Annotated in this window: 26 protein-coding genes; 12 read left to right on the forward strand and 14 right to left on the reverse strand. The window is 62.3% G+C overall.

The features are described from left to right. Positions 1–3: 3 nt before the first annotated feature. The 4 genes from LVE68_RS08940 to LVE68_RS08955 all read right to left on the reverse strand — a co-directional run bounded on the left by LVE68_RS08940 (position 4) and on the right by LVE68_RS08955 (position 5,603). Positions 4–369, reverse strand: coding sequence for a hypothetical protein (locus tag LVE68_RS08940; protein WP_232939858.1), 366 nt, complete (start codon positions 367–369; stop codon positions 4–6). Positions 370–450: 81 nt separating this feature from the next. Further along, positions 451–1,191 (reverse strand): 16S rRNA (uracil(1498)-N(3))-methyltransferase, encoded by a 741-nt coding sequence (locus tag LVE68_RS08945; RefSeq protein ID WP_232939859.1) that lies wholly within the window; start codon positions 1,189–1,191, stop codon positions 451–453. A gap of 78 nt (positions 1,192–1,269) precedes the next feature. Further along, positions 1,270–4,407 (reverse strand): efflux RND transporter permease subunit, encoded by a 3,138-nt coding sequence (locus LVE68_RS08950; RefSeq protein WP_232939860.1) that lies wholly within the window; start codon positions 4,405–4,407, stop codon positions 1,270–1,272. Positions 4,408–4,409: 2 nt separating this feature from the next. After that, entirely contained in the window at positions 4,410–5,603 is a 1,194-nt protein-coding gene (locus tag LVE68_RS08955) for an efflux RND transporter periplasmic adaptor subunit (RefSeq protein ID WP_233006700.1), read from the reverse strand. Between the two features lie 319 nt (positions 5,604–5,922). On the opposite strand from LVE68_RS08955, the gene LVE68_RS08960 reads away from it, so the two are divergent. Then, positions 5,923–8,271, forward strand: a complete 2,349-nt coding sequence (locus LVE68_RS08960; RefSeq protein WP_233006701.1) for a Tex family protein — start codon at positions 5,923–5,925, stop codon at positions 8,269–8,271. A gap of 116 nt (positions 8,272–8,387) precedes the next feature. Continuing rightward, on the forward strand, positions 8,388–9,299 hold the full coding sequence (locus LVE68_RS08965) for a sugar phosphate isomerase/epimerase family protein (RefSeq protein WP_232939861.1): 912 nt from the start codon (positions 8,388–8,390) through the stop codon (positions 9,297–9,299). A 95-nt stretch (positions 9,300–9,394) separates the two neighbouring features. On the opposite strand, the gene LVE68_RS08970 is transcribed toward LVE68_RS08965, so the two are convergent. Beyond that, positions 9,395–10,093: a DUF4386 family protein gene (locus LVE68_RS08970; protein WP_232939862.1), complete on the reverse strand. Its 699-nt coding sequence runs from the start codon at positions 10,091–10,093 to the stop codon at positions 9,395–9,397. A gap of 85 nt (positions 10,094–10,178) precedes the next feature. Beyond that, the gene (locus tag LVE68_RS08975; protein WP_232939863.1) at positions 10,179–10,559 is read right to left on the reverse strand and encodes a VOC family protein; all 381 of its coding nucleotides are present in this window, start codon (positions 10,557–10,559) and stop codon (positions 10,179–10,181) included. A 292-nt stretch (positions 10,560–10,851) separates the two neighbouring features. Here LVE68_RS08975 and LVE68_RS08980 point away from each other — a divergent pair, with 292 nt between their 5' ends. The 3 genes from LVE68_RS08980 to LVE68_RS08990 are packed head-to-tail and all read left to right on the forward strand — an operon-like array spanning position 10,852 to position 12,899. Continuing rightward, on the forward strand, positions 10,852–11,502 hold the full coding sequence (locus LVE68_RS08980) for a hypothetical protein (protein ID WP_232939864.1): 651 nt from the start codon (positions 10,852–10,854) through the stop codon (positions 11,500–11,502). Positions 11,503–11,510: 8 nt separating this feature from the next. After that, on the forward strand, positions 11,511–12,083 hold the full coding sequence (locus LVE68_RS08985) for a hypothetical protein (protein WP_232939865.1): 573 nt from the start codon (positions 11,511–11,513) through the stop codon (positions 12,081–12,083). A gap of 24 nt (positions 12,084–12,107) precedes the next feature. After that, positions 12,108–12,899: a hypothetical protein gene (locus tag LVE68_RS08990; RefSeq protein ID WP_232939867.1), complete on the forward strand. Its 792-nt coding sequence runs from the start codon at positions 12,108–12,110 to the stop codon at positions 12,897–12,899. Between the two features lie 58 nt (positions 12,900–12,957). On the opposite strand, the gene LVE68_RS08995 is transcribed toward LVE68_RS08990, so the two are convergent. From LVE68_RS08995 to LVE68_RS09020, 6 genes are all read right to left on the reverse strand, one after another. After that, a complete protein-coding gene (locus LVE68_RS08995) occupies positions 12,958–13,779 on the reverse strand; it encodes a caspase family protein (protein WP_232939869.1) in 822 nt (273 codons plus the stop codon). 66 nt (positions 13,780–13,845) lie between these two features. Next, positions 13,846–15,567, reverse strand: coding sequence for a phytoene desaturase family protein (locus LVE68_RS09000; protein WP_232939871.1), 1,722 nt, complete (start codon positions 15,565–15,567; stop codon positions 13,846–13,848). Between the two features lie 99 nt (positions 15,568–15,666). Next, the gene (locus LVE68_RS09005) at positions 15,667–15,960 is read right to left on the reverse strand and encodes a hypothetical protein (RefSeq protein WP_232939873.1); all 294 of its coding nucleotides are present in this window, start codon (positions 15,958–15,960) and stop codon (positions 15,667–15,669) included. Beyond that, a complete protein-coding gene (locus tag LVE68_RS09010; protein ID WP_232939875.1) occupies positions 15,957–16,163 on the reverse strand; it encodes a hypothetical protein in 207 nt (68 codons plus the stop codon). The genes LVE68_RS09005 and LVE68_RS09010 overlap by 4 nt, the downstream gene beginning before the upstream one ends. A 72-nt stretch (positions 16,164–16,235) precedes the next feature. Beyond that, positions 16,236–16,847, reverse strand: coding sequence for a hypothetical protein (locus tag LVE68_RS09015; protein WP_232939877.1), 612 nt, complete (start codon positions 16,845–16,847; stop codon positions 16,236–16,238). Further along, positions 16,837–17,340: an RNA polymerase sigma factor gene (locus LVE68_RS09020; RefSeq protein ID WP_232939879.1), complete on the reverse strand. Its 504-nt coding sequence runs from the start codon at positions 17,338–17,340 to the stop codon at positions 16,837–16,839. Before LVE68_RS09020 ends, LVE68_RS09015 begins: the two co-directional genes overlap by 11 nt. Before the next feature lie 164 nt (positions 17,341–17,504). Here LVE68_RS09020 and LVE68_RS09025 point away from each other — a divergent pair, with 164 nt between their 5' ends. From LVE68_RS09025 to LVE68_RS18170, 5 genes are all read left to right on the forward strand, one after another. After that, a complete protein-coding gene (locus LVE68_RS09025) occupies positions 17,505–17,927 on the forward strand; it encodes an organic hydroperoxide resistance protein (RefSeq protein WP_232939881.1) in 423 nt (140 codons plus the stop codon). A gap of 148 nt (positions 17,928–18,075) precedes the next feature. Continuing rightward, positions 18,076–18,522, forward strand: a complete 447-nt coding sequence (locus LVE68_RS09030; RefSeq protein ID WP_232939882.1) for a MarR family winged helix-turn-helix transcriptional regulator — start codon at positions 18,076–18,078, stop codon at positions 18,520–18,522. 152 nt (positions 18,523–18,674) lie between these two features. After that, the gene (locus tag LVE68_RS09035) at positions 18,675–19,094 is read left to right on the forward strand and encodes an organic hydroperoxide resistance protein (RefSeq protein ID WP_232939883.1); all 420 of its coding nucleotides are present in this window, start codon (positions 18,675–18,677) and stop codon (positions 19,092–19,094) included. Between the two features lie 213 nt (positions 19,095–19,307). Beyond that, entirely contained in the window at positions 19,308–19,547 is a 240-nt protein-coding gene (locus tag LVE68_RS09040) for a hypothetical protein (RefSeq protein ID WP_232939884.1), read from the forward strand. Further along, complete coding sequence (locus LVE68_RS18170; RefSeq protein ID WP_255701095.1) at positions 19,532–19,657, forward strand: hypothetical protein; 126 nt, start codon at positions 19,532–19,534, stop codon at positions 19,655–19,657. The genes LVE68_RS09040 and LVE68_RS18170 overlap by 16 nt, the downstream gene beginning before the upstream one ends. Positions 19,658–19,709: 52 nt before the next feature. Here LVE68_RS18170 and hutG read toward each other — a convergent pair whose 3' ends face one another. Both hutG and hutI read right to left on the reverse strand, forming a co-directional pair. Further along, entirely contained in the window at positions 19,710–20,669 is a 960-nt protein-coding gene (hutG, locus tag LVE68_RS09045) for a formimidoylglutamase (protein WP_232939885.1), read from the reverse strand. Further along, positions 20,653–21,882: an imidazolonepropionase gene (gene hutI, locus LVE68_RS09050; RefSeq protein WP_232939886.1), complete on the reverse strand. Its 1,230-nt coding sequence runs from the start codon at positions 21,880–21,882 to the stop codon at positions 20,653–20,655. The genes hutG and hutI overlap by 17 nt, the downstream gene beginning before the upstream one ends. A gap of 249 nt (positions 21,883–22,131) precedes the next feature. On the opposite strand from hutI, the gene hutC reads away from it, so the two are divergent. Further along, on the forward strand, positions 22,132–22,857 hold the full coding sequence (gene hutC, locus LVE68_RS09055) for a histidine utilization repressor (protein ID WP_232939887.1): 726 nt from the start codon (positions 22,132–22,134) through the stop codon (positions 22,855–22,857). Positions 22,858–23,029: 172 nt separating this feature from the next. Then, complete coding sequence (gene hutU / locus LVE68_RS09060; RefSeq protein ID WP_232939888.1) at positions 23,030–24,703, forward strand: urocanate hydratase; 1,674 nt, start codon at positions 23,030–23,032, stop codon at positions 24,701–24,703. Positions 24,704–24,780 lie beyond the last annotated feature (77 nt).

The following is a 24,780-nucleotide window of genomic DNA, read 5'->3' on the forward strand; positions in this document are numbered from 1 at the left end:
ATCTCAACTCGCGGAAAGTAACAGCAGGCCCAGCAGCACGCCTATGGCCCCACTGACCCGCAGGAACGTCTCGTTGCCCTGGGCAATCTTTATAGCCAGCGCCTTGCTGCGTTCAAAGCCGATATGGAGCATATAGGCACCGGCCAGTACCAGCAGCACACCGAGTGCGTTGAACAGGACGTTCCAGGCCCGGGTATCGGCGATCAGCAGCAGGATGAGCCCCACGACAAGGCGGCCCCAGGCGGAAATTGCATAGCCGGTCTCATTGAGGCGCTCGCTCATGCTGCGCGCCAGTGAGGGCTTGGCGATGATTGCGATGGACAGCACCAGGATGGTGAGGCCCAGCAACCACAGAATCAGTTTAACCATCACATCCTCTCCCTGTCTGGATGAAACTGTCGAACCCGAAGATTAACCCGCGCAGCGCTTAATGGAAAACCCGGCGCGGTTTCAGAGATCCCCCCACTGGTACTGCAGCACAGACAATGCGGCGACTGGTGCAGTCTCTGTACGCAATACCCGCGGGCCGAGCCGCAATGGCAGGAAATCCTGCGCCAGAGCCGCATCGATCTCCGCCGCGGACAGGCCGCCTTCCGGACCCACCAGCAACAGGGCCGAGCCGGGCCGGCCGTGCTCGGACTCCAGGTCCCGCAGGTGTTTCTCAGTACGGTGGTGGAGCACCAGTTTCAGGTCGCTGTCAGCGCCGGCGTCGCCCAGGTAGCCGGAGAATTTCTGTGGTGTCGACACTTCCGGCACCCGGTTGCGCGCGCACTGCTCGCAGGCGCTGATTGCCACCTGCTGCCAGTGGGCCAGCTTCTTTTCCAGTCGCTCGCCTTTCAGCTTTACTTCACAGCGCTCGGTAAACAGCGGCTGGATCCGGGCCACCCCCAGCTCCGTGGCTTTTTGCACAACCCAGTCGAAGCGGTCGCCGCGGGAAATACCGATGGCCAGGGTCAGTGCCAGCGGTGACTGGCGATCGCCCTCGACCCAGTCCAGCAGCCGCACGCGGGCGCGCTTGCCGGCCTCTGCGAGTTCGGCACTGTACTCGCCCCCATGGCCATCAAACAGAACCAGGGGGCGGCCCGCCTGCAGGCGCAGCACCTTGACCAGGTGGCGGCTGGCGCCCTCGTCCAGCTCGATTTCGGTCCGCCCGGCCAGGGGCTCATGGGAATAAATACGCGGCACGCGCATCGACAATCATTCCTCGACAGGGAAAGGGAAATACGAAAACGCCGACCCGGGGTCGGCGTTTTCTGTCAGGCTGGTAGTTTAGGCCTTTTCGAGGCTCACCGACAATTCCGGGTCGGAGCCGCGCCGGCTGTGCAGCCGGGCGCGGATGATCTCGATCACCTTGTACAGGTTCGGCACCAGGAGCAATGTCACCGCAGTGGCGAACAGAACACCGAACGCCAGGCTGACCACCATCGGGATCAGGAACTGGGCCTGGATCGAGCGCTCGAACATGATCGGCACCAGCCCCACAAAGGTGGTGATGGAGGTCAGGATAATCGGGCGGAAGCGGTCCCGGCCCGCCTGGACCACCGCCTCCATCACTGCCACACCCTCAGCGCGCAGCTGGTTGATACGATCCATGAGTACCAGGTTATCGTTGACCACCACACCTGCGGCGGCCAGGAAGCCCAGCATCGACATGATGCTGATCTCGTAGCCCAGCAACAGGTGACCGACAATCGCGCCAAAAAACCCGAACGGCACCGCAGTCATGATCAGCAGCGGCTGTGAGTAGGAGCGGAAGGCGATCGCCAGCAACGCATAGATCGCAAACAGCGACAACGCAAAGAACGCGATAATAGCGGTGCTGAACTCCTCCTCTTCCTGCATTTCACCAGCCGTCTTCAGGGCAAAGCCCGGGAACTGTTTCTCCCACTGCGGCACATGCTCCTCGCGCAGCTGTTTCAGGATTTCCTGCGCCGAGGCGCTACCCGGCGTCAGCTCCGCAGTAACCCGGGCTGTGCGCTCACGATCGCTGCGGCGGATGGTGGTGTACCCCGGCACATAGACTGCATCGGCCACCGCGCTGAACGGCACCTCGCCCTCGTTGGTGCGGATACGGATGCGGTCAATCTGCTCTTCACTGGCACGCTCCTCCTGCGGGTAGCGCACCATCACGCGCACATCCTCGCGGCCGCGGGGGATACGCTGTACCTCTTCACCGTAGAAACCCTGGCGCACCTGCTTGGCCACGCCGGCCAGGTCGATGCCCATGTTGGTGGCGTGGGGCTTCAGCTGGATCTCGATATCCTGCCGCGCACTGACCAGGTTGTCGCGCACATCGTAAACCCCGGCGTAATTGTCCAGCGCGTCCTTGACCGCATCGGCAGCCATGCGCAATTCGTCCATATCGCCGGACGCAGTGCTCAGGTTTAGCGACATACCGGCGCCGCCATCATTAATGGTGTGCTGTATGCGCATTTCCTCGACGCTGGCCGGCAGCTCACCCACGAATTCCCGCCAGCGCAGGGCCAGCTCCTCGGAGGTAACGTCGCGTTGCTCGCCATCGGTCAGCTGCAGCAGCACGGTGACGTTACCGCGCCACAGGAACACCATTGTGTTCTCGACAAACGGTACGCCGCCGTTTTTCTCCAGCAGTTCCGGATCGGCCGCCAGCCTGTCGCCGGCAGCCTCGAACTTCTCCATCACCCGCTTGGTTTCCTCGAAGGACTCACCGGGGGCCATGGTGGTGCGCAGCTCCAGCATGTCGGACGGCACCTTGGGCGAGAACGCCGAACCGACGTAGCCCCCCTTGAATACCGCAAAAGACAGGAACAGCGCCATGAGGAAGATCATCACCGTGGCGCGGCTGTTGGAGAGGGATTTTTCCAGCAGCGGCAGGTAATAACGGTCACCGGCCTGTTTCATGGCACCGGCGAACCTGGCCCGAAGGTTCTGCAGCTTCAATCCCAGCCCGGAGGTGGCCTGTTTTTCCGGCTTCATGTTCACCAGGTGCGCCGGCAGGATCAGCAGCGACTCGACCAGCGAGAAAGCCAGGCACAGCAGCACCACCACCGGCAGCGCATACATCATCTGCGAGGTGTTGCCGGGCAGGAACAGCATGGGTATGAAGAACACCATGGTGGAAACCACGGCGAAGATCACCGGCGTCGAGACCTGTTTCACCCCCGCTTCGGCGGCCTGCAGGCCCGTGAGCCCGCGGTCGTGGGCGGCATGCACCGCCTCCCCGACGATGATGGCATCGTCAACGACAATACCGAGAATCAGCAGGAAGGCGAACAGCGACAGCATGTTCAGCGTGACGCCAGTGGTGGGCAACAGCCAGAAGGCACCCATAAACGCGGTGGCGATACCGATGGTCACCCAGACGGCCAGCGCCGGGCGCAGGAACAGCATCAGCAGCACAAACACCAGCACCAGGCCGCCCAGGGCGTTGCCGGCCAGCAGCTCCATACGGCCCTCGTAGGCCTTGGAGAAGTCGAACCAGATCTCGAACTCCATTCCCGGGGGCAGCTGTTCACGGGCCTCGGCCATGAACTGCTTGATATGGTCGGCAGTGGCCACCACATCCAGCGGCTCGCCCTGCAACACCCGCAGGTTCATCGCCGGCTTGCCGTTGAAGCGGATCACCGAACCCTCTTCCTCGAAGCCGTCATCAATACTGGCCACGTCACCCAGCAGCAGCCGGGTGCCGTCGGCGCGGCTTACCAGCGGGATACTGGCAAAGTCGTCAGCAGTGTAAGCCTGGCCACGGGTCTGCACCTGGATATCGCCCCGGTCGGAGCGCACCATGCCCGCCGGCAGGTCGATGGAGGAGCGGCGCACGGCGCCGGCCACATCGTCGAAGGTCAGGTTGTAGCGGCGCAGGTCCACTTCCGACACCTCGATGGAGACTTCGTCGGCGCGATCACCCCACACGTCCACCCGGCGCACGCCGGGCAGCAGGATCAGCTCATCGCGCAGCTTCAGCGCGGTGTCCTTGAGCTCGTGCGGGCCCACCGGACCGCCGATGGCGATCATCATCATCTGCGGCGCCCATTCCTCCAGCTGGATCACCGGCCGCTCGATGCTCTCGGGGAAGGTGTTGATGGAGTCCACCTGCACCTTGATATCGTTCAGCAGGCGCAGCTCGTCATAACCATCTGTCGCCTCGATACGGACCGAGCTGTGGCTGCGCCGGGAGAAGGAATTCACCTCCTTGATGCCCTTCACCTCGGAGATGGCCTGCTCGACCCGCAGGGTAACCTGCTGCTCCACTTCCCGGGGACCGGCCCCCGGATAGCTGATTTCCACCCGCACAACACCCGGGTTGATGGCCGGGAACACCTCGCGACCGATATGTGAAATACCGAACAGGCCGCCGATGACAATCATGATCATCAGCAGGTTGGCGGCCCTGCTGTTACGGACGAACCATCCGATGATGCCCTGCATGATCAGCCCTCTCTTTCCAGCTTGGTGTCGGCGGCAACAGTCGCCCGCGCCTCATCGACACCCACCTCGGCCCCATCGCTCTCCGACGGGCTGTCGTCGCCGACCTGCAAGCCGGCGGGCTTCTCGTTCAGCGGGTTGGGGGTAAGCACCATGCCCTCGCGGGAATAACCCAGGCTGGAGACCACCACGCGGTCGCCGCGGGTGATATCACCGCGCACCCAGACTTCCTCCTCGACCGTCTGCAGCAGTTCCACATCCCGGAAGCGCAGCTTGTTCTCCGCATCCAGTACCAGCAGGTGATCACCCTCGTGCAGTGCCTGGCGCGGCAGGATCGCGATATCGTCCAGGGTCTTGCCGGCGATATGCGCCTCCACGAACAGGCCGTTGATCAGCGGCACCTCGCCCTCGTAGGGCTTGTGGACCTGGGCCACGGCATAGACGAAACGGCTGTTGGGATCGATATTCGCCTCGGTACGCACGATCTCGCCGCGCCACTCGCGCTCCTGGCCGGCCACCCGTGCACGCATCCGCACGGCCGGGCCGTTATCGATGGCCTGGCCCAGCGGCAGGTTGAGGAGGGAGAGCTGCTGGTCGGTGAGCGGCAGCCGCACCTCGGCGATGGAGGTACTGTGCACCCGCGCCAGCCTGGTGCCCGGGGTCACGTACTGCCCCAGGTCGACAAAGGTTTCCACCACCCGGCCGGCGAACGGCGCCTGCAGGCGGGTACGCGCCAGGTCGAGCCTGGCCTGGTCGCGATCCGCGCGGGCCGCGGCTACTTCGGCCTTGGCGGCATCCAGCTGGGGCTTGCGCAGGAACAGTGCATTGGCTTCTGCGGTGCCCAGGTCGCGCCATTCGCGCTTGGCCTGCTTGGAGCGACCCTGTTCCTGGGCCAGTACCGATTTGGCATTGGCCAGCTTGGCCTCGGTGCGGGTCAGCTGGTGCCGGTAGTCGGCGGGCTCGATCTGCAGCAGCTTTTCACCCTTGCTAAAGAAGCCACCGGCGACGAAAGCCTCGCTGACGCTCTCGATGGTGCCGCCGACCCGCGCCACCACCTCGATCTCGTGGCGGGCACGTACGGAGCCCTGGCTGGGCACCAGCAGGGTGTGGCGGGCGGGGTCGACATAAACGATGTCCGCTACCGGGGGCACGGCCTTCTCGGCAACTTTTTCCTCCGGCTTGGGCTGCAACAGCCACACCAAGCCTATGGCCACGACTCCAACGGCAATAACGGCCGCAAAAATTTTGTTCTTTTCGGAAATTCTCACAAAGACCCTCGACCGGAATGCAAGTAAAATTTGATCAAAATTTGACTAGTTGCGCATTCTACTGGAGTTCCGCAAGGAAAGAAGCCTTTTTGAATGCAGACCATCGCAACATCCAGTGGGCCTGCCGCAAACCTTCCGCAGCGGGCGCCGCTCGCGCATAATGCTCGTCCCAAATAGCCAGCCGATACCGCCTGTAACGGGCCCGTCGGCGCTGAGAAGTACACCCCGCGGAATGGATGTAGAAAATAAGATGCTGGATATCAACGCGCGAATTGCCGAAGAACTCAACGTCAATACGCGGCAGGTGGCTGCCGCCGTGGCCCTGCTGGACGAGGGTGCCACGGTGCCCTTTATCGCCCGCTACCGGAAAGAGGTCACCGGCGAACTGGATGACAGCCAGCTGCGTACGCTGGAGGAAAGACTGCGCTACCTGCGCGAGCTGGAAGACCGCCGCGCCGCGATCCTCAAGAGCATCGACGAACAGGACAAACTTACGCCGGAACTGGCACAACAGATCAATGCCGCCGATACCAAGAACCGGCTGGAAGACCTCTACCTGCCCTACAAGCCCAAGCGCCGCACCAAGGGCCAGATCGCCATCGAGGCCGGCCTGGAGCCCCTCGCGGACGCCCTGTTCAACGACCCGACCCTGAATCCCGAAGAGCAGGCCCAGCCTTACATCAATACGGATAACGAGGACGCCTCCCTGCACGTCAAGGATATCAAGGCCGCCCTCGACGGTGCCAAGTTCATCCTGATGGAGCGCTTTGCCGAAGACGCGGAGCTGCTGGGCAAGCTGCGCGATTTCCTCAAGCGCGACGGCCAGGTGAAGTCCAAGCTGCTGGACGGCAAGGAACAGGAAGGCGCCAAGTTCCGCGACTACTTCGAGTATGCCGAGGACTGGTCGAAGGTACCCAGCCATCGCGCCCTGGCCATCTTCCGCGGTCGCAACGAGGGCATCCTGGCCATCAACCTGGGGCTCGAGGGCGACGAGGAGCGCGCCCCCAGCCAGGCGCACCCCTGCGAGGTGATGATCGCCCGCCACGTGGGCGTCGAGGACCAGGGCCGCGCGGCAGACAAGTGGCTGGGCGAGGTGGTGCGCTGGACCTGGCGTATCAAGCTGCTGACCAGCCTGGAGACCGACCTGCTGGGCGAACTGCGCGAGAAAGCCGAGGAAGAGGCGATCAAGGTATTCTCCCGCAACCTCAAGGACCTGCTACTGGCGGCCCCGGCGGGCCAGAAGGCCACCATCGGCCTGGACCCGGGCCTGCGCACCGGGGTGAAAGTCGCCGTGGTGGATGCCACCGGCAAGATCCTGGATCACACCGCAATCTTCCCCAACCCGCCGCAGAACCGCACCCGCGAGTCCGCCGCGGTCATCGCCGCCCTGTGTGAGAAATACAATGTAGGCCTGATCGCCATCGGCAACGGCACCGCCAGCCGTGAGACCGACAAGTTCGTGGGCGAGACCATCAAGCAATACAAGCTGTCGGCCCAGAAAGTGATGGTGAACGAGGCAGGCGCCTCGGTGTACTCCGCCTCCGAGTTCGCCGCGCGGGAGTTCCCGGACCTGGACGTAACCATCCGCGGCGCCATCTCCATTGCCCGCCGCCTGCAGGACCCGCTGGCGGAACTGGTGAAGATCGAGCCCAAGTCCATCGGTGTAGGCCAGTACCAGCACGACGTTTCCCAGACCCAGCTGGCCCGCTCCCTCGACGCGGTAGTGGAAGACTGTGTAAACGGCGTTGGCGCCGAGCTGAACTCCGCCTCCGCGCCCCTGCTGGCCCGGGTCTCCGGCCTGAGCGCGTCAATCGCCAACAATATCGTCAGCTACCGCGACCAGAACGGCGCCTTCAGGAACCGCACCCAGCTGAAGGAAGTGCCGCGCCTGGGACCCAAGGCATTCGAACAGGCCGCCGGCTTCCTGCGCATCAATAACGGCGAGGATCCGCTGGATCGCTCCGGCGTGCACCCCGAGTCCTACGTGGTGGTCAAGCGCATTGCCGAGAAGAACGGCCGCGAGATCAACAGCCTGATCGGCGACTCCGGCTTCCTGCGCCGCCTCAACCCGGCGGACTACACCGACGAGAAATTCGGCGTGCCGACGGTCAAGGACATCATTGCCGAGCTGGAAAAGCCCGGCCGCGACCCGCGCCCGGAATTCCGCACCGCCCAGTTCGAAGAGGGTGTCGAGGAAATCAAGGACCTGCGCCCGTCGATGGTGCTCGAGGGTACGGTCACCAACGTCACCAACTTCGGCGCCTTCGTCGATATCGGCGTGCACCAGGATGGCCTGGTGCATATTTCCGCCCTGTCGGAAAAGTTCGTCAAGGATCCGCACGAAGTGGTGAAGGCCGGCGATATCGTCAAGGTGAAGGTGATGGAAGTGGACGTGCCGCGCAAGCGTATCGGCCTGTCCATGCGCCTGTCCGACGAGCCCGGTGAGCAGGGCAGCGGCGGCGTGAAGAAGGGCGACCAGCGCGAGGGCCGCCAGGCGCAGCGGCACAACAACCGCAACCGCCAGCAACAGGGCGGCGGCAACGGCCGCGGCAGCATGGGCGACCTGCTGGCGGCGGCCATGTCCGGCAAGAAGAAGTAATTCTTTTTTCGGCCATTCGCGGCCGGCGGCCGCTCCTACAGCGCAAACATTGTAGGAGCGGCCCATGGCCGCGATACCCTTTGCAATTCCACAAAAATAATCCGGGAGCCAACCCGATGCACAATCCATCCCGCCGCCAGTTCCTGAAAACCACCTCTGCAGCCTTTACCGCCGCACTGCTGCCCATGGGGTGCAGCCAATCCGTTGAATCAGATCCCTGGTTCCGTATCTCCCTGGCCCAGTGGTCCCTGCACCGCACTTTCCACAGCGGCGACGCCAGCCCGCAAGACTTCCCGCGCATGGCCCGGCAGCTGTTCGATATCGAGGCGGTCGAGTACGTCAACCAGTTCTACGCCGACAGGCTCAGCGACAGCCTGGTCAACAACCTGCAAAAACAGGCCGACAGCGAGGGCGTGCAGAGCCTGCTGGTGATGGTGGATGGCGAGGGCCAGCTGGGGGCGGACTCTGAAGCTGAGCGCCGGCAGACGGCCAGGCGCCACCGGCGCTGGGCGGAGATGGCCCACGCCCTGGGCTGCCATGCGATCCGCGTCAATGCGCAGAGTTCCGGCAGCTATGCAGAGCAGATGAAAAAGGCCGCGGACGGCCTGCGCCTGCTGGCGGAGGACTGCGCGGACCTGGGGCTGAATATACTGGTGGAGAACCACGGTGGGCTCTCATCGAACGGCCAGTGGCTGGCCGGGGTTATGCGCCGCGCGGATCACCCGCGCGTGGGCACCCTGCCGGATTTCGGCAATTTCGTGATCGACCGCGACAGCGGGGAGCAGTATGACCGCTACCAGGGTGTTGAGGAATTGATGCCCTGGGCGAAAGCCGTCAGTGCCAAGAGTTATGATTTCGATGCGCAGGGCGAAGCAGTGAAGACCGATTTCCAGCGCATGATGCAGATCGTAAAAAGTGCAGGCTACCGGGGCTGGGTGGGCATCGAGTACGAGGGCAACCGGCTGGACGAGGCCGAGGGTATTCGCCAGACCCGGGAGCTGTTAAAAAGAATTCAGCGAGGCGGCTGACGGGCGGCATGCAGACGTTCTCAATGACAGCATACCGCCGGTGTCGCCCATCAGGCCCCGGCCGCTGTTCAAACTGAAACCTCTGGCCCGACCTCCTACCCGGCCGGCGTCGCCCCGGCGCCAGCGCTGACTTGCGAGCGCTGGTCCGGCACATCATTGCGTAGCATGAATATCCCCAGCCAGATAAACCAGGGAATCTGGCCCAGGCCAAACAGGGCCCCGAGCCCACCCAGGCCAGGTATTGCCGTCAGGATCCCGGCGAGCCCCACCAGCAGGCCGATCACGTTCAGCGGCCGGGGCAGCGCTCCCTGCTTCAGGGCCGCCCAGCTCAGCAACAACACCCACAGGCCACCCACGACTTCCACACCACCACCCAGTGCGTCCTGGACCACACCGATGGACTGCCAGATAACCAGTGCCTGCCCCGGCTCAGAGGCATGGAGCCCGGCCACCCGCTCCAGGCCGATATTCGCCACCATACCACTGGCAATCACCAGCCCGGCCCAGATAAAGCCAAACACCGAAGCCGTCGACATCATTGCCTGTGCACGGCGCTTGAGGCGCTCGTGCAACGCATTGACCAGTACCACCAGGAAGCACCCGAACACCACGTAGATAAACAGGTTCCATGCACCCAGCACGGCACTGTGCTCGATATTGAAGGCCAGCCAGTCCGCCGCCACCATCTCCACGGCATTGTCCGGGGAAAGCAGCGTCAGCATCACGGTGAAACCGACGATATAGGCGAGCGCCTCGACCAGGGCGGCTATGCCGCCCATTTTCTGCAGATTCATATCAACATCCCTGTTACATGATGACCCGATCCCGAGTCACAGGCCGGCCGTCACCCTGGCCACCCTGAATCGTGAAGCGGGGGCTTCAGGCCACGCGATGCATCGCGCAGATCTTGTTGCCCGAGGGATCGCGCAGGTAGGCCAGGTAAAGCTTCATACCCGAGCCCTCACGCACCCCGGGCGGGTCCTCACAGGCGACGCCACCATTGGCCAGGCCCTGGGCGTGCCAGGCATCCGCCATTTCCGGGCTTTCTGCAGCAAAACCGATGGTGCTGCCATTGCCATGGCTGGCCGGGTCGCCATCGATCGGCCGGGTCAGCGCGAAGATGCCTTTGTCGGAAAAGTAAAAACAACGACCCTTCTCATCGAAAACGCCCGGCTTGTAACCCAGGGTCGCCAGGACCGCATCGTAGAATTTCTTCGACTCTTCCAGGTCGTTCGCACCGACCATTACATGACTGAACATTCGCACTTCCTCAACTGGATTACCAACGACTGTTCACGCCGCAGTGCGACGCGCGCTGGCTGCCGCAAACAATAGGGCAGTCGCGGCATCGTAGCCCTTCCCGGTCAGCGCGCGCAATCCCCGCAATGACGCACAGGGACGGGCGGAATCTTAGGCGGGGCCAGTAGCGGCTGTTATTGTGCTCAGGTCCCGATACGCATAAGATTCACGATGATGTGGCTGTATAAAAAAGAAACCCCGCCGCACTTCACCTCCCCCGCGGGAATTGCGGCACTGCATAAAAGGAACTTACGTGCCACGTATTGCCCTGACCTTACTCGCCGTCCTGCTGGCAGGAGGCTGTAGCAACACCTCCGAAATCGAGCCGCTCATTCCCACTTATCCCAAAATCACCATCGAGCGTGACAGCGCGCCACCACTGGTGATCGAGAACGACGGCAGCCCCAACAGCCAGAAACTGTTTTTCATGGCCAATGAGGTCATCGCACTGGACGAGGAGATCGAGCAGTGGCGCCAGCGGACCCAGGGTGATCCGGCAGTCCTGCAACTGATGGTAGATACCATCAGCCAGAACCGGGCCGATGCGGCAGCGCAGCTGGAGTCGGCCTGGCAGGCTGCCAATAGCCGATCCTGGGCATCACTTTCGGAACATATCGAATCAGCCGATAAAAACATCCAGTCCGCACGTGGCGCGATAGACAGTGACGTTCCGGATAGCGCCTACTGTCGTACCCAGATTAGTGCGGCCAGCGAGGGCTCATATATGCACTATATGCCGGAGGGTGCATTTCGCGCCGGTGGAGAAGACTGGACCAGCTACACCCCCGGCTCGAAGATCAAGATCGGCAATTACCGCTTTCGTGTTTCCGGCAATGACCAGGTGTTCAATGAAAAGATCACCATCCTGCAGGACCCGTTTATCCACGTGATCCAACCACTTTAGTGGCGGCCATGGATATCAGGTCGTCACTGGAAAACATTGGCTCCCTCTGGGCTGCAGCTGCGGCTGCGGTGGTGGCCGGTCCCCTGGGAGTCTGGGCCGGGGAAATAGATCCGCCTGATCCCGCAGGCCTCGCGGTAAAGATGGCCGTTCCCTTCTGCTGCATCTGCCTGTTCCTGGTATGGATCTGGGGCCCGGCCCTGGGCCGGACAGCGCGACGGTTGCTGGCAAGCGCAACACTGTTGCTCGGGTTACCGGCACTGGCCCTCTACCTCCTTACCTATTTCAGTGTCGTCGTCTCCCAGCCGGTCCCCACCCAGGACGGCACACGAAACATCCGCGTCACCATCGGCAATGAGTACCGCCCCGGCGTCGAACCCGGCAACCTGTTGCCGGCCGAGCTGTTGATGGATTATGCCTTTGATCCGGGCAAGATCTGGACGCCGGCCTCCATCAGGCATAACCAGGTAAAACTCAATGGCCTGTTTATCCTCAGCTTTGCCCTGCTCTCCACTGCCCTCGGGCTGATCGCTGTCAGGCCGACAACCGGGAAAACACAGGACGGCACAGAAGTACCGGCCTAATCACAAGGAACCATGGAGCAACGGATGCCCACCTATATCAGTAGAGCGCTTGCCTGCTCCCTGCTAATCGCAGCATCGCCCGTGCTTGTCGCCCAGGCAGGGGAAGACGCGCCGGGCCTGGAGATCCACAAATTTGGCGGGCTGGAGATGGGCTACGGTACCTATGCCTTTCCGGAAAAACTCGACCAGACCATCGTCTTCCCGGTCGCAAACCTCACCGGCGGCCTGGCCTACCAGCGCTTTAACCTTGCCCTGAATATTTCCGGCTCGGTGGAAGATGCCGAGGTTTCCGAGGAGGACTTTATCGGCGACGCCAGCCGGCAGGACCTGGATATCACGTTCGGCTACCAGGCCAGCGACCTGTTAAGCCTTTTTATTGGCTACAAGTCGGGGGAGACCAACCTGGACCTGTTTGTCCGGGACAGCGCCACGCGCGCGACGGATTACGAGTATTACCGGCAGTCCGGGCCATTTGCCGGAATCAATATCGGCAAGAGCTTTGCCAATGCCGGCAAACTGGATTTCTCTGTCGCCTATGCCTCACTGGATACCGACAATCGCTTCTTTGGTGACGGCGATGGCGTCGAAGCCGGCGAAATGCTGGAGTTTGATGATATCTACGGCAAGACCAGTGGTAGCAGCAGCGGCTATTCCATCAACCTGGGCTGGACAATACCCATGTCCGGCAACCTGCTGTTCCGCAGCAAGCTCCGGTACAACAGTTACCGGCAGGATATCCGTTTCGGCACCGCCCGCTTTGGCAATGTCAGCGAACAGTCCACCATGCTGCTGGCCGGAATTATCGGCGTGTTCTGACCGGTAAACTCTCGCCAGTTAACCTCCGCCAGTTAACTTCGGGACAGGACCCTGTCCGCTAGAAACTCACCACATTGGGAATCTTCTTGTTCCTGGGTGGGGCAAAGTAGAAGGTCTCCAGCAGTGAGGAATGCTCCCACGGCGTCTGGCGGTTATCGGTGGCCCGCAGCACGTCACGGCGCACCTTCTTGAACAGCTCCTCGGCGGTTTCCGCACGGGTAATATGCCGCAACAGCGCCCGCGTATAGGTGCCATTCCTGCCCCGGCCATCCTCGGCCACGTTGCCGGGCTCGGTGGCGTAGGCAATCAGGGTACTGGGCGGCGCCTCCACCATCGCCAATCCCGCCTGGATTTGCCTTAACTGGGACTCCACCGCCCGGGTCTTCCTGAACGGATTGTTGCGGCAGGCATCGAGGATCACGATATTCTGGCTACTGCCGGACTGCTCCACTTCCCGCAGCAGCTCATTGATCGAATACGCGTTGGCGACCAGCTGCATGGGGTCATCGATGGATACCCCGACCGGTACCAGGTAATTGGTATTCTGCAGCTGCACCCCGTGGCCGGCGTAGTAGAACACTGTCACCGCATTGTCGCCGGAGACGGAACGGTAGAATTCGGCTACCGTAGCCCGCAGCTGCTGCGGGTTCATATCTGTGGCCAGGGTAGTGCGGTAACGCAACTTCCGCAGCTTTTTGGCCATATCCCGGGCATCATTGACCGGGTTCCTGAGCGGGGCAAACGGGTAATCGCTGTTACCGATCACCAGCGCATAGCGTGGCAGCGCCTCGTCGTAGGCACTACAGAGGCCGGCAACCAGGGTTGCCGACAGGAAGAGAAACGCTTTCAATCTGCCATTGCGGCTGCAATCCTTTATCACCGCGCACTCCTATATTCCTGTCCTTGATGCCATGGAGGCAGAAGCTTTGCCGGGCGGAGGAACGCCTCAGGAAGACTCGGAAGATTGTACCGGTGCCGAGATGCCTCCACCCCCGTGATCCACGGATTTACCCCCCGCGGAATTGCCGAAAACCCGTCGCAGCAGCGGCAGGCCCCGGCGCCAGCCGAGAATGCTCTGCGCCGCCATCACACCGCCATACATTGCGCCGGCCACGCCGCAGCTCATGATGTCCTGCCCGGTCAGGTACAGTCCCTTTATACGGGTCTTCGGGCGCAGCCAGCCCTGCTCAAAGCGCTGTGGATCGTGGTCCAGGCCATAGATCTCCCCGCGCTGGTATTCACAGAACCAGGCGGTGGAGAGAGGCGTGGAAAGTTCACAGTAGTCGACCTGGCCCCGCAGTTGCGGGAAGTGCCGGTAGAGATGCTCCAGCAGGCGCTGGCTGAATGCCTCTTTGAGCGCCTCGTAGTCGTCACCCCGCTTGCCCCAGGGCCGCTCCTTCCAGCCCTCGAACCACTCGTACCGGCCCGGCGCCACTATCTCGATGGTGGCCCGTCCCGGGTAGCGCGCATTGAAACTGGGATCCTTGGCCGACGGGAAGGAGATATACACCAGGGGTATCTCGGCTTCACTGTCGGCGAGAAACTTCTCCACGTCCCCTTCGTAATCGACGCTCGGGTAGAGCCAGTAATTGGTTTTCGGCAGGCCTAGCTCCTCGGCCGTCTTCTGCAGGCCGATATACAGGCACAGGTGCGCCATGGAGGGTTCCACGTCCTGCAACTGGCGATCGTAACCGGCAGCCTCGGTGGCGCTGTGGGGCAGCAGGCGTTCAAAGGTATTGAATACCCCCGCGCCGGAAATCACCACCGGCGCCAGTATCTCGGTCCCATCCGCCATGCGCACGCCGCGGGCGCGATGGCCGTCCAGCAGGATGGTCTCCACTCGCGCGTAGGTGAATACCTCGCCACCGCTTTCCTGGATCCTGGGAATGATGGTTTCGGCAATCCGGCTGGCTCCGCCTACCGGGTAAAAACCACCGTACATGTAATGCTTGGCGATCAACGCGTGGATAATAAAACTGCTGGTTTTGGGCGTCATGCCGTTATCGCCCCACTGGCCGGTCAGTACCGCGATCAGCTCCTCATTGTCAGTGAGTTCGCGCAGCACCTCGTAAGTGGTGCGGTTGAGGTAGGAGGGAAGGCGCCATTTCTTCAACAGTGAAAGGCCTGGAGCGCACCAGCGCGGCAGGAGTTTTTCCATGGTCAGCAGTGGCATGGCTTTGCCCACCGCTGCGATACGCTCGAAATACCGGTCGAGCGTTTTTTCCTCGCCCGGAAAACGCTGTAATAACTCCCGCCTGAAATTCTCCGGCCCCGCGCGCAGGTCATACTGTTGCTCGCCGATACAGATCCGGTCGTAGGTATCGTCCATCGGCGCCCATTGCAGCTTCCCCGCAGAGAGGAAATCGAACAGGCGGCGGGTCATGGTGGGATGCCCGCCCACATCACCGATGTAATGGACGCCGACATCCCACTCATAGCCATTGCGGTCATAGGCATGGGTAAAGCCGCCGGCGGTATAGTGCTGCTCCAGCACCAGGACCTTTTTGCCCGCTTCACTCAGCAGCGCCGCCGTGGTCAGGCTGCCGATACCGGAGCCGACCAGGATGGCATCGTAGGGACCGTCGAGACGGTTGGCACGATAGCGCCGCCCGATACGCAGGCGGCTGGGTTTGGGGGCATTGCTGGCGATCATCCCGGATTCGGCCATGGGGGACCTCGGCTGGTTATTGTTATTGCCAATAACATAACCCCTGCCCCCGGAGGCTGCAATTGCCGGATTGTGACAACCCCCTTGACCCGTGCACGGCTACCGCTCCGGATCGGCGTGCGCCTCAACAGCCACCGGCTTCCGCCCCCACTGCTGGTAGCGTCCCGTCGCCGCCCAGGCTAGCAGTGCGAACCAGGCGATCCAGGAAGCGATGGCCGGGATGCAGGCGAGAAATATCTTCCCCGCATGGCGACGATTGGCCACCAGCGCCACCAGGGCCGGCAGGAACCAGACAGCCAGGAAAAACAGGACAAACAGCAGGCCCTTGAGCAGCCCCATGGACTGCAGCGACTGCCAGAATTGCTGCACCAGCGCTTCAATATCGCTCATCATGCCTGCCCCCGGATTACATTGATTTCACCTGCCATTCCCGGGTCCCACACAAAGGGCTGAACCGGCTGCACAATGGCAACCCGCAGTCCGAAGCAGTTTTGCGGCGATTTATCCCCGGGACGCTCGGCAAGCCCCGCCATTGCAGCGGGCACGATAAGCGCCGGCAGGATTCCCAGCCAGATAATAGATCGGTTTGTTTTCATGGTTTGCTCCTTGCTAAACATGTATTCCTACAGTCCCAGCGCAAAAACAAACCTTACAAATTTCTTCCCGGCTTAATGACTGAGCGACTCGATTACGCGCTTTTCGCGACCGGTCTGGCGCCAGACCAACAGGCTCCAGGCAACCATGACTGCAGTTATCGCCAGCACAGTTACCAGCGCACCGGGCGATAACAGGTTGAAGCCTGTATCGATGCCCCCGAACCTTTCGGCCAGCTCCCAGAGAATAAAGATCGAGATTTCCACGGCATACAACAACCAGGCGAAGCGCACGCCGCGGCGGCGGCGCTGGAGACGTAGCAGGGCAAGGTCCATGTACGCCTGTACGGATTCGCCATGGGGCTCCATCAATCCCCGGCGATTAGCGATAGAAAAATTCAGGGCCCATACCACCAGCAAGAGGATTAGCGTCGCAAGCAGGATGTTCTCTGTGGATGCTGCGGAGAAGAGTCGCACCAGGGCAAACGTCACCAGGGCGATAGCAACCAGCCACTCGAGACCCGCGTTGATGCGCAGCCGGCGTTCCTGCCGACGCACATGCCGGATTATCTCTGCCCCTGCCGGCACTGGCCGGACCTGCTCCTGCCAGAGGTTCTCCAGACCGGACCAATCATCCGCCGGATCACGTCCCGGGTGGTCGTTCGCCTGATGGGGGTTATCGCTCACTGTGCTCTCCCAGCCGTTTCGACAGTCGCTGGCGGGCACGATTCAGGCGCACCGCCACATTGGATTCACTGATACCCAGTACCTCGGCAATCTCGCTGTAACTGAGCCCCTCCAGCCGCAGGCTGATGACCTGGCGCAGACCCAGCGACAGTGCCTGCACCGCAGAGAGAAGTTGTTCTGACTGCCGCTGTCCTGCCAGCCGCTCGGCCGGGCCCGGCGCACTATCTGTCACACCTTCCAGCAACGTATCGTCCTGGTCCGGTCGCCGTCGGGCCAGCTCGGTAACACTGCGATTGTGCGCAATGCGGAAGATAAAGGTCTTCACACTGGACTCACCCCGAAAGCCCGGCAGCGCCCGCCAGATGGCCAGCCAGATGTCCTGCAACAGGTCATCCCGCTCCTCCGTGGTGCGGGCATAGGTCCCCGCGACACGAGCAATGCCCGCGCCGTAATCATTGAGAAGCTGCTGAAACTGCGTGTCGCGGGCCTTCAAGGCTACTCCTTAACCCTTTCCTGGTGTCATCCGGTTCTACAGTACCGGCGGCGGCAAAAAGCTTACACAAATTTTTGTCAGCCTGGCCGTGCCCGGCCAGCCCCGGCCGGGAAAGAGCTGGCTACACTGCTGGGGCACCAATTAATGAACCAGGGAGCGCAATAATGAAGACCCTCTATACCGCTGTCGCTACCGCCACCGGTGGCCGTGACGGCGAGGCCAAATCGTCCGACGGAAAACTTGCCGTCAAACTGGACGTGCCCGAGGAGATGGGCGGCAGTGGTGGCGACGGCACCAACCCGGAACAGCTCTTTGCTGCCGGCTACTCGGCCTGCTTTATCGGCGCCATGAAACATGTCGCCGACAAAGGGGGTCTGAAGCTGCCGGATGACACCAGTGTGCGCGCCGAGGTGGGCATCGGTCCGCAGGAGAAGGGTTTCGGGCTCGATATCGACCTTCACATCAGCCTGCCAGGCATGGATGCGGACGAGGCGGAAAAAGTCGCCAACCGCGCCCATGAGGAGGTATGCCCCTACTCCAATGCCACCCGCGGCAATGTGGATGTACGCCTGCATATTGGCACCTGAATCCATTCCGGAAAGCTGCCGGAGGACACCCTGGACAACAAGCCCCAGAGAAGCCTTCGGCAGGGAGTATGCCGAAAGACTGTGTACAAGTGCCGGGCGGCCTGCTTTACACTTGCGGTCCCAGATTGCTGTAAGGTTCCGGCACCCCATGCCCAGATCCAAAGATGATGACCTCAGGCTCGACAACCAGCTCTGCTTCAGTCTCTACTCCACGTCGCTGGCAATGGGCAAGCTGTACAAGCCGATCCTGGATGAGCTGGGCCTCACCTACCCGCAATACCTGATGATGATGGTGCTGTGGGAGCGGGACGGCATCACCGCCACTGAGCTCAGCGCCCGCCTGATGCAGGACAAGGGTGCCCTGAGCCCGGTAATCCGCCGGCTGGAAACCCAGGGACTGATCGATCGCCGGCGCGACCCGGAGGACGACCGCCGGGTGCTGATCCTGCTGTCGGCAGCGGGCAGGAAGCTGCAGCGGCAGGCCAGGGATGTTCCCGAACGCATTTTCTGCATCAGCGGACTCGATGAGAAAACTGCGCGCAAACTGAAGCAGCAGCTGGATTCGCTGCGCGACACCATCAATACCCATCTCTGACACCGGAACCGACCCCCGCCCGGGACTATCGCGTTCATAGTCACATTTAATTATCGCGATAACTGTTATCGCGATAACCTTCTCCCGAATTCAAGGCTGGCGCGAGCAACAGCGCATCGCGCCACAACCCGACCCAGAGAAGAGATGAAATCATGAAAGTACTCTACAAAGCTTCAGCCACAGCAACCGGCGGACGTGACGGCAAGGCCGTTTCCTCGGATGGGGTGCTGGACGTCAACCTGGCCACCCCGAAAGAGCTGGGTGGTGCTGGTGGTGAGGCCACCAACCCGGAACAACTGTTCGCTGCGGGCTATTCCGCCTGCTTTATCGGCGCATTGAAATTTGTCGGCGGCCAGACCAGGGTCACGGTGCCAGCAGAGACCAATGTGCGCGGTGAAGTGGGCATTGGCCAGGTGGAAGGTGGCTTCGGCCTCGATGTGGACCTGCATGTAAACCTGCCCGGCCTGGAGCAGGCGGAGGCAGAACAACTGGTCGAGCGCGCACACGAGGTCTGCCCCTACTCCAACGCCACCCGCAGCAACATCGAAGTACGCTTGCACGTAACCACCTGACGCCCGCAGAGCACCCCCAGCGGGCCGGGCACAGTCGTCACTGCAATTCCAGCATTGTCACTGTTGCCCGGCCTGCTGACTCGTGTTTTACCGTCGCGACAGGATCCCGCAATAACTTCGCAGGTCTGCTATATCGGCCCCTTTGCCTTGCGGGGCAAAATACCCGGGCTGAAATAGGCCGTCTCGCGTCACCCTCTCCCCGAGAAGCCAGCAATGTCAAACAAGTCCTGCCCCGGGGACATCAACGACCAGTCCAACCTGGGGCAGGTGCCCCCTGGCGATGAGAGGAAATTTGCAGCGGGACTGATTCGTGGACTGGTAGTACCGGTGAATGTGACAGCCCCGGGCAAACGAAAGAATTTTTCAGTGGCCGATGAAACAATCGGGCACTTTACTTACTCCAAGGCAATACTTACCGATCGAAAGGAGGCAATGGGATGCAAGCAACCCTGAGAAATGCCGGGCGGCCATGGAAAAAGCTGCTGAACACGTGGCCATCGGTCGTCCTGCTGGCAGCCACCATTTTATTTACCGCATTACCGGCGCTGTCATCAGCGGGCTGAACGCCGCCCGCTGCAGGTGTCATCCCAGGCCCGTACCCGAGCCTGGTACCATTTATTTTGCAGCGGCAGCCCCATTGGCAATCTGGAAACCGATCCGGGCCGCCGTGCGCGCGGCGTGATCCTCGATATCGAAGTAGGGATTGAATTCGGCCATATCCGCCAGGCACACCTTGCCGGATTCCAGCACAGTATCCAGCAGCGGCTCGAACAGCTCCAGCGGCACACCGCGGGCAGAAGGGGCACTGACCGCCGGCATCACCGCCGCCGGGAAGACATCCAGGCAGACCGTTAAATAAACCAGGTCCACCCCGCCGATAAAGCCCTCGATAATTTCCCGCACATTGTCCAGGTTCCAGGGGGTGATTTCCCGGTCGCGGATAACCTGCGCACCGAGTTCGTCCGCGCGGTTATAGAGTGCCGGCGTGTTGGCATTGTCGGCGGCGCCCACACACAGGTAATTAAACGGCTTGCCGTTAATCTCACACTGTTCTGCAATCTGGTAGAAAGGCGTCCCGGATGAACCTTTCGGCGCGGGAATACGCAGGTCCAGGTGGGCATCAAAATTGATGATCCCCAGGGTCTTGTCCCGGTGCAGCTCGCGCATCCAGCGGGCTACGCCCTGGTAACTGCCGTAGGCAATCTCGTGGCCGCCACCCAGGACCAGTGGAAAGTGCCCGCCGTCCAGCAACTCGGTGACCCGTGCACCCAGCAGCGACTGGGCGGATTCCAGGTCCTCTTTTTCCACGCGCACATTGCCGGCATCGTACAGTGGGGCGTCAAACGTGGCCGGCAGGTTGGCCATGGCCAGGCGCAGGATACGTGGCCCCTTGGCAGCACCGATGCGGCCCTTGTTACGGCGCACCCCTTCATCGGAAGAAAAACCCAGGATCGCAAGCCCGGGCGCGCTGTCCAGCTGCAGCGGGGTGATGCGCTGGTGCCAGCGCTCGCCCGCCTTGCCGTCCTCGGAGTCGGTACGACCACTCCACAGGCGCATATCAGCCAGCTGTAACATTCTTACCTCCAAAGAAAATCCCGGTCGGCTTGATGGCCCCGTATTCATAGGCCAGCTGGTCCGGTGTATCCATGGGCCACAGCACCATGTCCGCACGCAGCCCTGCACGCAGGACCCCGCGTGAGCAGCACAGGCCCAGCGCCCGCGCCGCAGAGCGGGTCACCCCGGCAAGCGCTTCCGCCGGTGTCAGGCCGAACAGGTTGCAGCCCATGTTCATCATCAGGCGCAGGGACGCGATGGGGCAACTGCCCGGGTTGAGGTCCGTGGACAGCGCCATGCTGACCCCGGATGCGCGCAGCTTGTCCACTGGCGGCACCCGCGTCTCCCGCAGGGTATAGAAAGCGCCGGGCAACAACACTGCCACGGTTCCGTTTTCGGCCATTGCGGCCACATCCATATCGGTAATGTACTCGATGTGGTCCACCGACAGGGCGCCGGCTTTCGCCGCCATACTGGTGGCGCCGGAGCTGCTCAACTGCTCGGCATGTGCCTTGACCGGCAGGCCCAGCTCACTGGCACACTCAATCACCCGCTGGCACTGCTCCACCGAAAAGGCGATGGATTCACAGAACATATCCACCGCATCCGCGAGCTGTTCCTTCGCCACTGCCGGCAGGATCTCCCCGCACACCAGGTCGATGTATTCATCGGCGCGGCCGTCGTATTCCGGCGGCAGCGCATGGGCGGCCAGGCAGGTGGTGACGATGTCCACCGGGTAGTGCTGCGCCAGCCGGCGCGCGGTGCGCAGCTGCTTCAATTCAGTATCCAGCTCCAGGCCGTAACCGGACTTCACCTCTATGGTAGTGACACCCTCGGACAAGAGTGCCTTCAGGCGCGGCTCCGCACCGTGGTAAAGCTGCTCGGCACTGGCCGCGCGGGTGGCGCGCACCGTCGACAGGATGCCCCCACCGGCACGGGCGACCTCCTCATAGCTCTCGCCACCCAGCCGCCGGGCAAATTCGGAGGCACGGTGACCGCCGTAAACCAGGTGGGTATGGCAGTCCACCAGCCCCGGTGTCAGCCATTGGCCCTCGCCGTCGATGACCTGGTCGGCGGCGCACTCGGGCAGCTCCCGGCGCGGCCCGATCCAGACAATCCGGCCACCGGTAACCGCCACCGCGGCATCTTCCACGGCGCCGTAGCCACCGGGCAGGGACGGATCCATGGTGGCGGCATTTACATTGCTGATCAGCAGGTCGCAGCGTTCAGTCATAGGTATTCCATCAGGCGGCGCTATCGGCCGCGATTCCCATTAACGATAGTTCGATACCGGTCACTTGGCGCAATTCACATCATATGACTGCGCCCCCGACCACAGTCCAGCGGGCAGCTTGACAGCCATCGGCGGCAAATCCATAGTAGCAACTTGTATATACAAGAATATACAAGCAAGACATGCACTGTACCTGAGCCCATGAATACTGCAAGAGAGCCCTCAACGCCAAACAAGGAGCCTTCAGCTATGGGTAAAGAACCCTCAGCCCAGGACAGGGAACCCCGATATGCCGCCATCAAGCGGCATATCCGCGACAAGGTCGAGTGCGGCGAATGGCCGGTGCACTTTCGCGTGCCCTCCGAAAACCACCTGGCGCGGGAGTTCGGCGTCAGCCGCATGACCGCGCGCCGCGCCCTGAGTGAGCTCACCGACGAGGGCGTGCTGATGCGAACCCAGGGTCTGGGCACCTTCGTCGCCGAGCCGGTGCCGGCAGGGTCACTGCTGGAGGTACGCAACATCGCCGACGAGGTTTCCGCCCGCGGCCACAGCTACAGCAGCACTATCCTGTTGCTCGAGGAGACCGAAGCATCAGCAGGTGTGGCGCGGGCACTGGGCCTGGCAGAGGGTGCGCGGGTCTTCCACTCGGTGATTGTGCACCGCGACAACGACCTGCCGATCCAGTGGGAGGAGCGCTATACCAACCCGGAACTGGCGCCCGACTACCTGGGACAGGATTTCAGCCGTGTCACCCCCAATGCCTACCTGACCAGGGTGGCACCGCTGACCGAGGCGGACACCACCGTGGAGGCGATCGCCGCGGGAGACGAAATCGCCGGCGCCCTGCAAGTGGAGACCGGCAACGCCTGCCTGCAGATCTGGCGCCGCACCATGAGCCGCTCCGGGATTGTCAGCTTTGCGCGCCTGGTGCACCCGGGCAGCCGCTACCGGCTGGGGGCACAGCTGCGTTTCTAGAGATTTTCTATAGGGGCGAACCTTGTGTTTGCCCCGGCCGCGGTGGGCACATCGGCCCATTGGCAATCTCGAACCCGGGCGAACACAAGGTTCGCCCCTACACGCAATCCTCGTCATCCCGGTGCAGTCCGGAAAGACGAAAGAAAAGTTATCAATATTTCGTGAGGCAGATATGACCGACAAACGCCACGACCCGAGCCGCACCATCCGCGCCCCCCACGGCAGCGCGTTGAACGCCAAAAGCTGGCTGACCGAGGCGCCTCTGCGCATGCTGATGAACAACCTGGACCCGGAAGTGGCCGAGCGCCCGGAGGACCTGGTGGTCTACGGTGGTATCGGCCGCGCCGCGCGGGACTGGGAATGCTTCGACAAGATTGTCGAGGTACTGAAGCGCCTGGAAGACGACGAAACCCTGCTGGTGCAATCCGGCAAGCCGGTGGGTGTATTCAAGACCCACGCCGATGCACCGCGGGTACTGATTGCCAACTCAAACCTGGTACCGCACTGGGCCACCTGGGAGCACTTCAACGAGCTGGATAAAAAGGGCCTGGCCATGTACGGCCAGATGACCGCCGGCTCCTGGATTTACATCGGTTCCCAGGGCATTGTCCAGGGCACTTACGAAACCTTCGCCGCAGTGGCGCGCCAGCACTTCGACGGCGAGGCAAACGGCAAGTGGATCCTGACCGGTGGCCTCGGCGGCATGGGCGGTGCCCAGCCACTGGCAGCCACCATGGCCGGCTTCTGTATGATCGCCGTGGAATGCGACGAGACCCGGATCGACTTCCGCCTGCGCACCGGCTACGTGGACAAAAAGGCCACTACCCTCGACGAGGCGCTGGAGATCATCAATAGCGCGAAGGAAAAAGGCGAAGCCGTGTCCGTGGGCCTGCTCGGTAATGCCGCCGACGTTTTCCCGGAACTGGTTGAGCGCAATATCACCCCGGACTCGGTCACCGACCAGACTTCCGCCCACGACCCGCTGAACGGCTACCTGCCGAAGGGCTGGACGATGGAATACGCCGCCGAGATGCGCAAGAAAGATGAGGCGGCCGTGGTGAAGGCGGCCAAGCAGTCCATGGCCGTGCAGGTGGAAGCCATGCTGGAACTGCAGCGTCGCGGCGCCGCCACCCTGGATTACGGCAACAACATCCGCCAGATGGCACTGGAAGAGGGTGTGAAGAACGCCTTCGATTTCCCCGGCTTTGTACCCGCCTACATCCGCCCGCTGTTCTGCCAGGGTATCGGCCCCTTCCGCTGGGCGGCGCTGTCCGGCAACCCGGAGGACATCTACAAGACCGATGCCAAGGTAAAGGAGCTGATCCCGGACGACCCGCAGCTGCACAACTGGCTGGATATGGCCCGCGAACGCATCCAGTTCCAGGGCCTGCCGGCACGTATCTGCTGGGTGGGCCTGAAGGATCGTGCGCGCCTGGCGCTGGCCTTCAACGAGATGGTGGCCAGCGGTGAACTGGAAGCACCGGTAGTCATCGGTCGCGACCACCTCGACAGCGGCTCGGTGGCCAGCCCCAACCGCGAGACCGAGGCCATGCAGGACGGTTCCGATGCGGTCTCCGACTGGCCGCTGCTGAATGCCCTGCTGAACACCGCCAGCGGTGCCACCTGGGTCTCTCTGCACCACGGCGGTGGTGTGGGCATGGGCTTCAGCCAGCACTCCGGCGTAGTGATCGTCTGTGACGGTACCGAGGCGGCGCGCAAGCGTATCGAGCGCGTCCTCTGGAACGACCCGGCCACCGGCGTGATGCGCCATGCGGATGCCGGTTACGACATCGCCAAGGATTGTGCGCGCGAGCAGGGCCTCGACCTGCCGATGCTGAAAGATTAACACCCCGGGAATGAGGAGCCAGGGCACTTCCGCAGCCAGCTCCTCCCGCCGGCGAAGCCGGCCCCCGGAACCTGATA

The sequence above is a fragment of the Microbulbifer sp. YPW16 genome (assembly GCF_021290385.1).
Lineage (GTDB): Bacteria > Pseudomonadota > Gammaproteobacteria > Pseudomonadales > Cellvibrionaceae > Microbulbifer > Microbulbifer zhoushanensis.

What these genes read in the sequence shown, in the direction of transcription:
- LVE68_RS09035 (WP_232939883.1), top strand. Translation starts at nt 18,675, where the DNA reads ATGAAAGTACTCTACAAAGCTTCAGCCACAGCAACCGGCGGACGTGAC.
- LVE68_RS08975 (WP_232939863.1), bottom strand. Translation starts at nt 10,559, where the DNA reads ATGTTCAGTCATGTAATGGTCGGTGCGAACGACCTGGAAGAGTCGAAG.
- hutU (WP_232939888.1), top strand. Translation starts at nt 23,030, where the DNA reads ATGACCGACAAACGCCACGACCCGAGCCGCACCATCCGCGCCCCCCAC.
- LVE68_RS09010 (WP_232939875.1), bottom strand. Translation starts at nt 16,163, where the DNA reads ATGAAAACAAACCGATCTATTATCTGGCTGGGAATCCTGCCGGCGCTT.
- hutC (WP_232939887.1), top strand. Translation starts at nt 22,132, where the DNA reads ATGGGTAAAGAACCCTCAGCCCAGGACAGGGAACCCCGATATGCCGCC.
- LVE68_RS08940 (WP_232939858.1), bottom strand. Translation starts at nt 369, where the DNA reads ATGGTTAAACTGATTCTGTGGTTGCTGGGCCTCACCATCCTGGTGCTG.
- LVE68_RS08960 (WP_233006701.1), top strand. Translation starts at nt 5,923, where the DNA reads ATGCTGGATATCAACGCGCGAATTGCCGAAGAACTCAACGTCAATACG.
- LVE68_RS08990 (WP_232939867.1), top strand. Translation starts at nt 12,108, where the DNA reads ATGCCCACCTATATCAGTAGAGCGCTTGCCTGCTCCCTGCTAATCGCA.
- LVE68_RS09040 (WP_232939884.1), top strand. Translation starts at nt 19,308, where the DNA reads ATGTCAAACAAGTCCTGCCCCGGGGACATCAACGACCAGTCCAACCTG.
- LVE68_RS08970 (WP_232939862.1), bottom strand. Translation starts at nt 10,093, where the DNA reads ATGAATCTGCAGAAAATGGGCGGCATAGCCGCCCTGGTCGAGGCGCTC.
- LVE68_RS08945 (WP_232939859.1), bottom strand. Translation starts at nt 1,191, where the DNA reads ATGCGCGTGCCGCGTATTTATTCCCATGAGCCCCTGGCCGGGCGGACC.
- hutG (WP_232939885.1), bottom strand. Translation starts at nt 20,669, where the DNA reads ATGTTACAGCTGGCTGATATGCGCCTGTGGAGTGGTCGTACCGACTCC.
- LVE68_RS08965 (WP_232939861.1), top strand. Translation starts at nt 8,388, where the DNA reads ATGCACAATCCATCCCGCCGCCAGTTCCTGAAAACCACCTCTGCAGCC.
- LVE68_RS08985 (WP_232939865.1), top strand. Translation starts at nt 11,511, where the DNA reads ATGGATATCAGGTCGTCACTGGAAAACATTGGCTCCCTCTGGGCTGCA.
- LVE68_RS09030 (WP_232939882.1), top strand. Translation starts at nt 18,076, where the DNA reads ATGCCCAGATCCAAAGATGATGACCTCAGGCTCGACAACCAGCTCTGC.
- LVE68_RS09005 (WP_232939873.1), bottom strand. Translation starts at nt 15,960, where the DNA reads ATGATGAGCGATATTGAAGCGCTGGTGCAGCAATTCTGGCAGTCGCTG.
- hutI (WP_232939886.1), bottom strand. Translation starts at nt 21,882, where the DNA reads ATGACTGAACGCTGCGACCTGCTGATCAGCAATGTAAATGCCGCCACC.
- LVE68_RS09025 (WP_232939881.1), top strand. Translation starts at nt 17,505, where the DNA reads ATGAAGACCCTCTATACCGCTGTCGCTACCGCCACCGGTGGCCGTGAC.
- LVE68_RS09000 (WP_232939871.1), bottom strand. Translation starts at nt 15,567, where the DNA reads ATGGCCGAATCCGGGATGATCGCCAGCAATGCCCCCAAACCCAGCCGC.
- LVE68_RS08950 (WP_232939860.1), bottom strand. Translation starts at nt 4,407, where the DNA reads ATGCAGGGCATCATCGGATGGTTCGTCCGTAACAGCAGGGCCGCCAAC.
- LVE68_RS18170 (WP_255701095.1), top strand. Translation starts at nt 19,532, where the DNA reads ATGCAAGCAACCCTGAGAAATGCCGGGCGGCCATGGAAAAAGCTGCTG.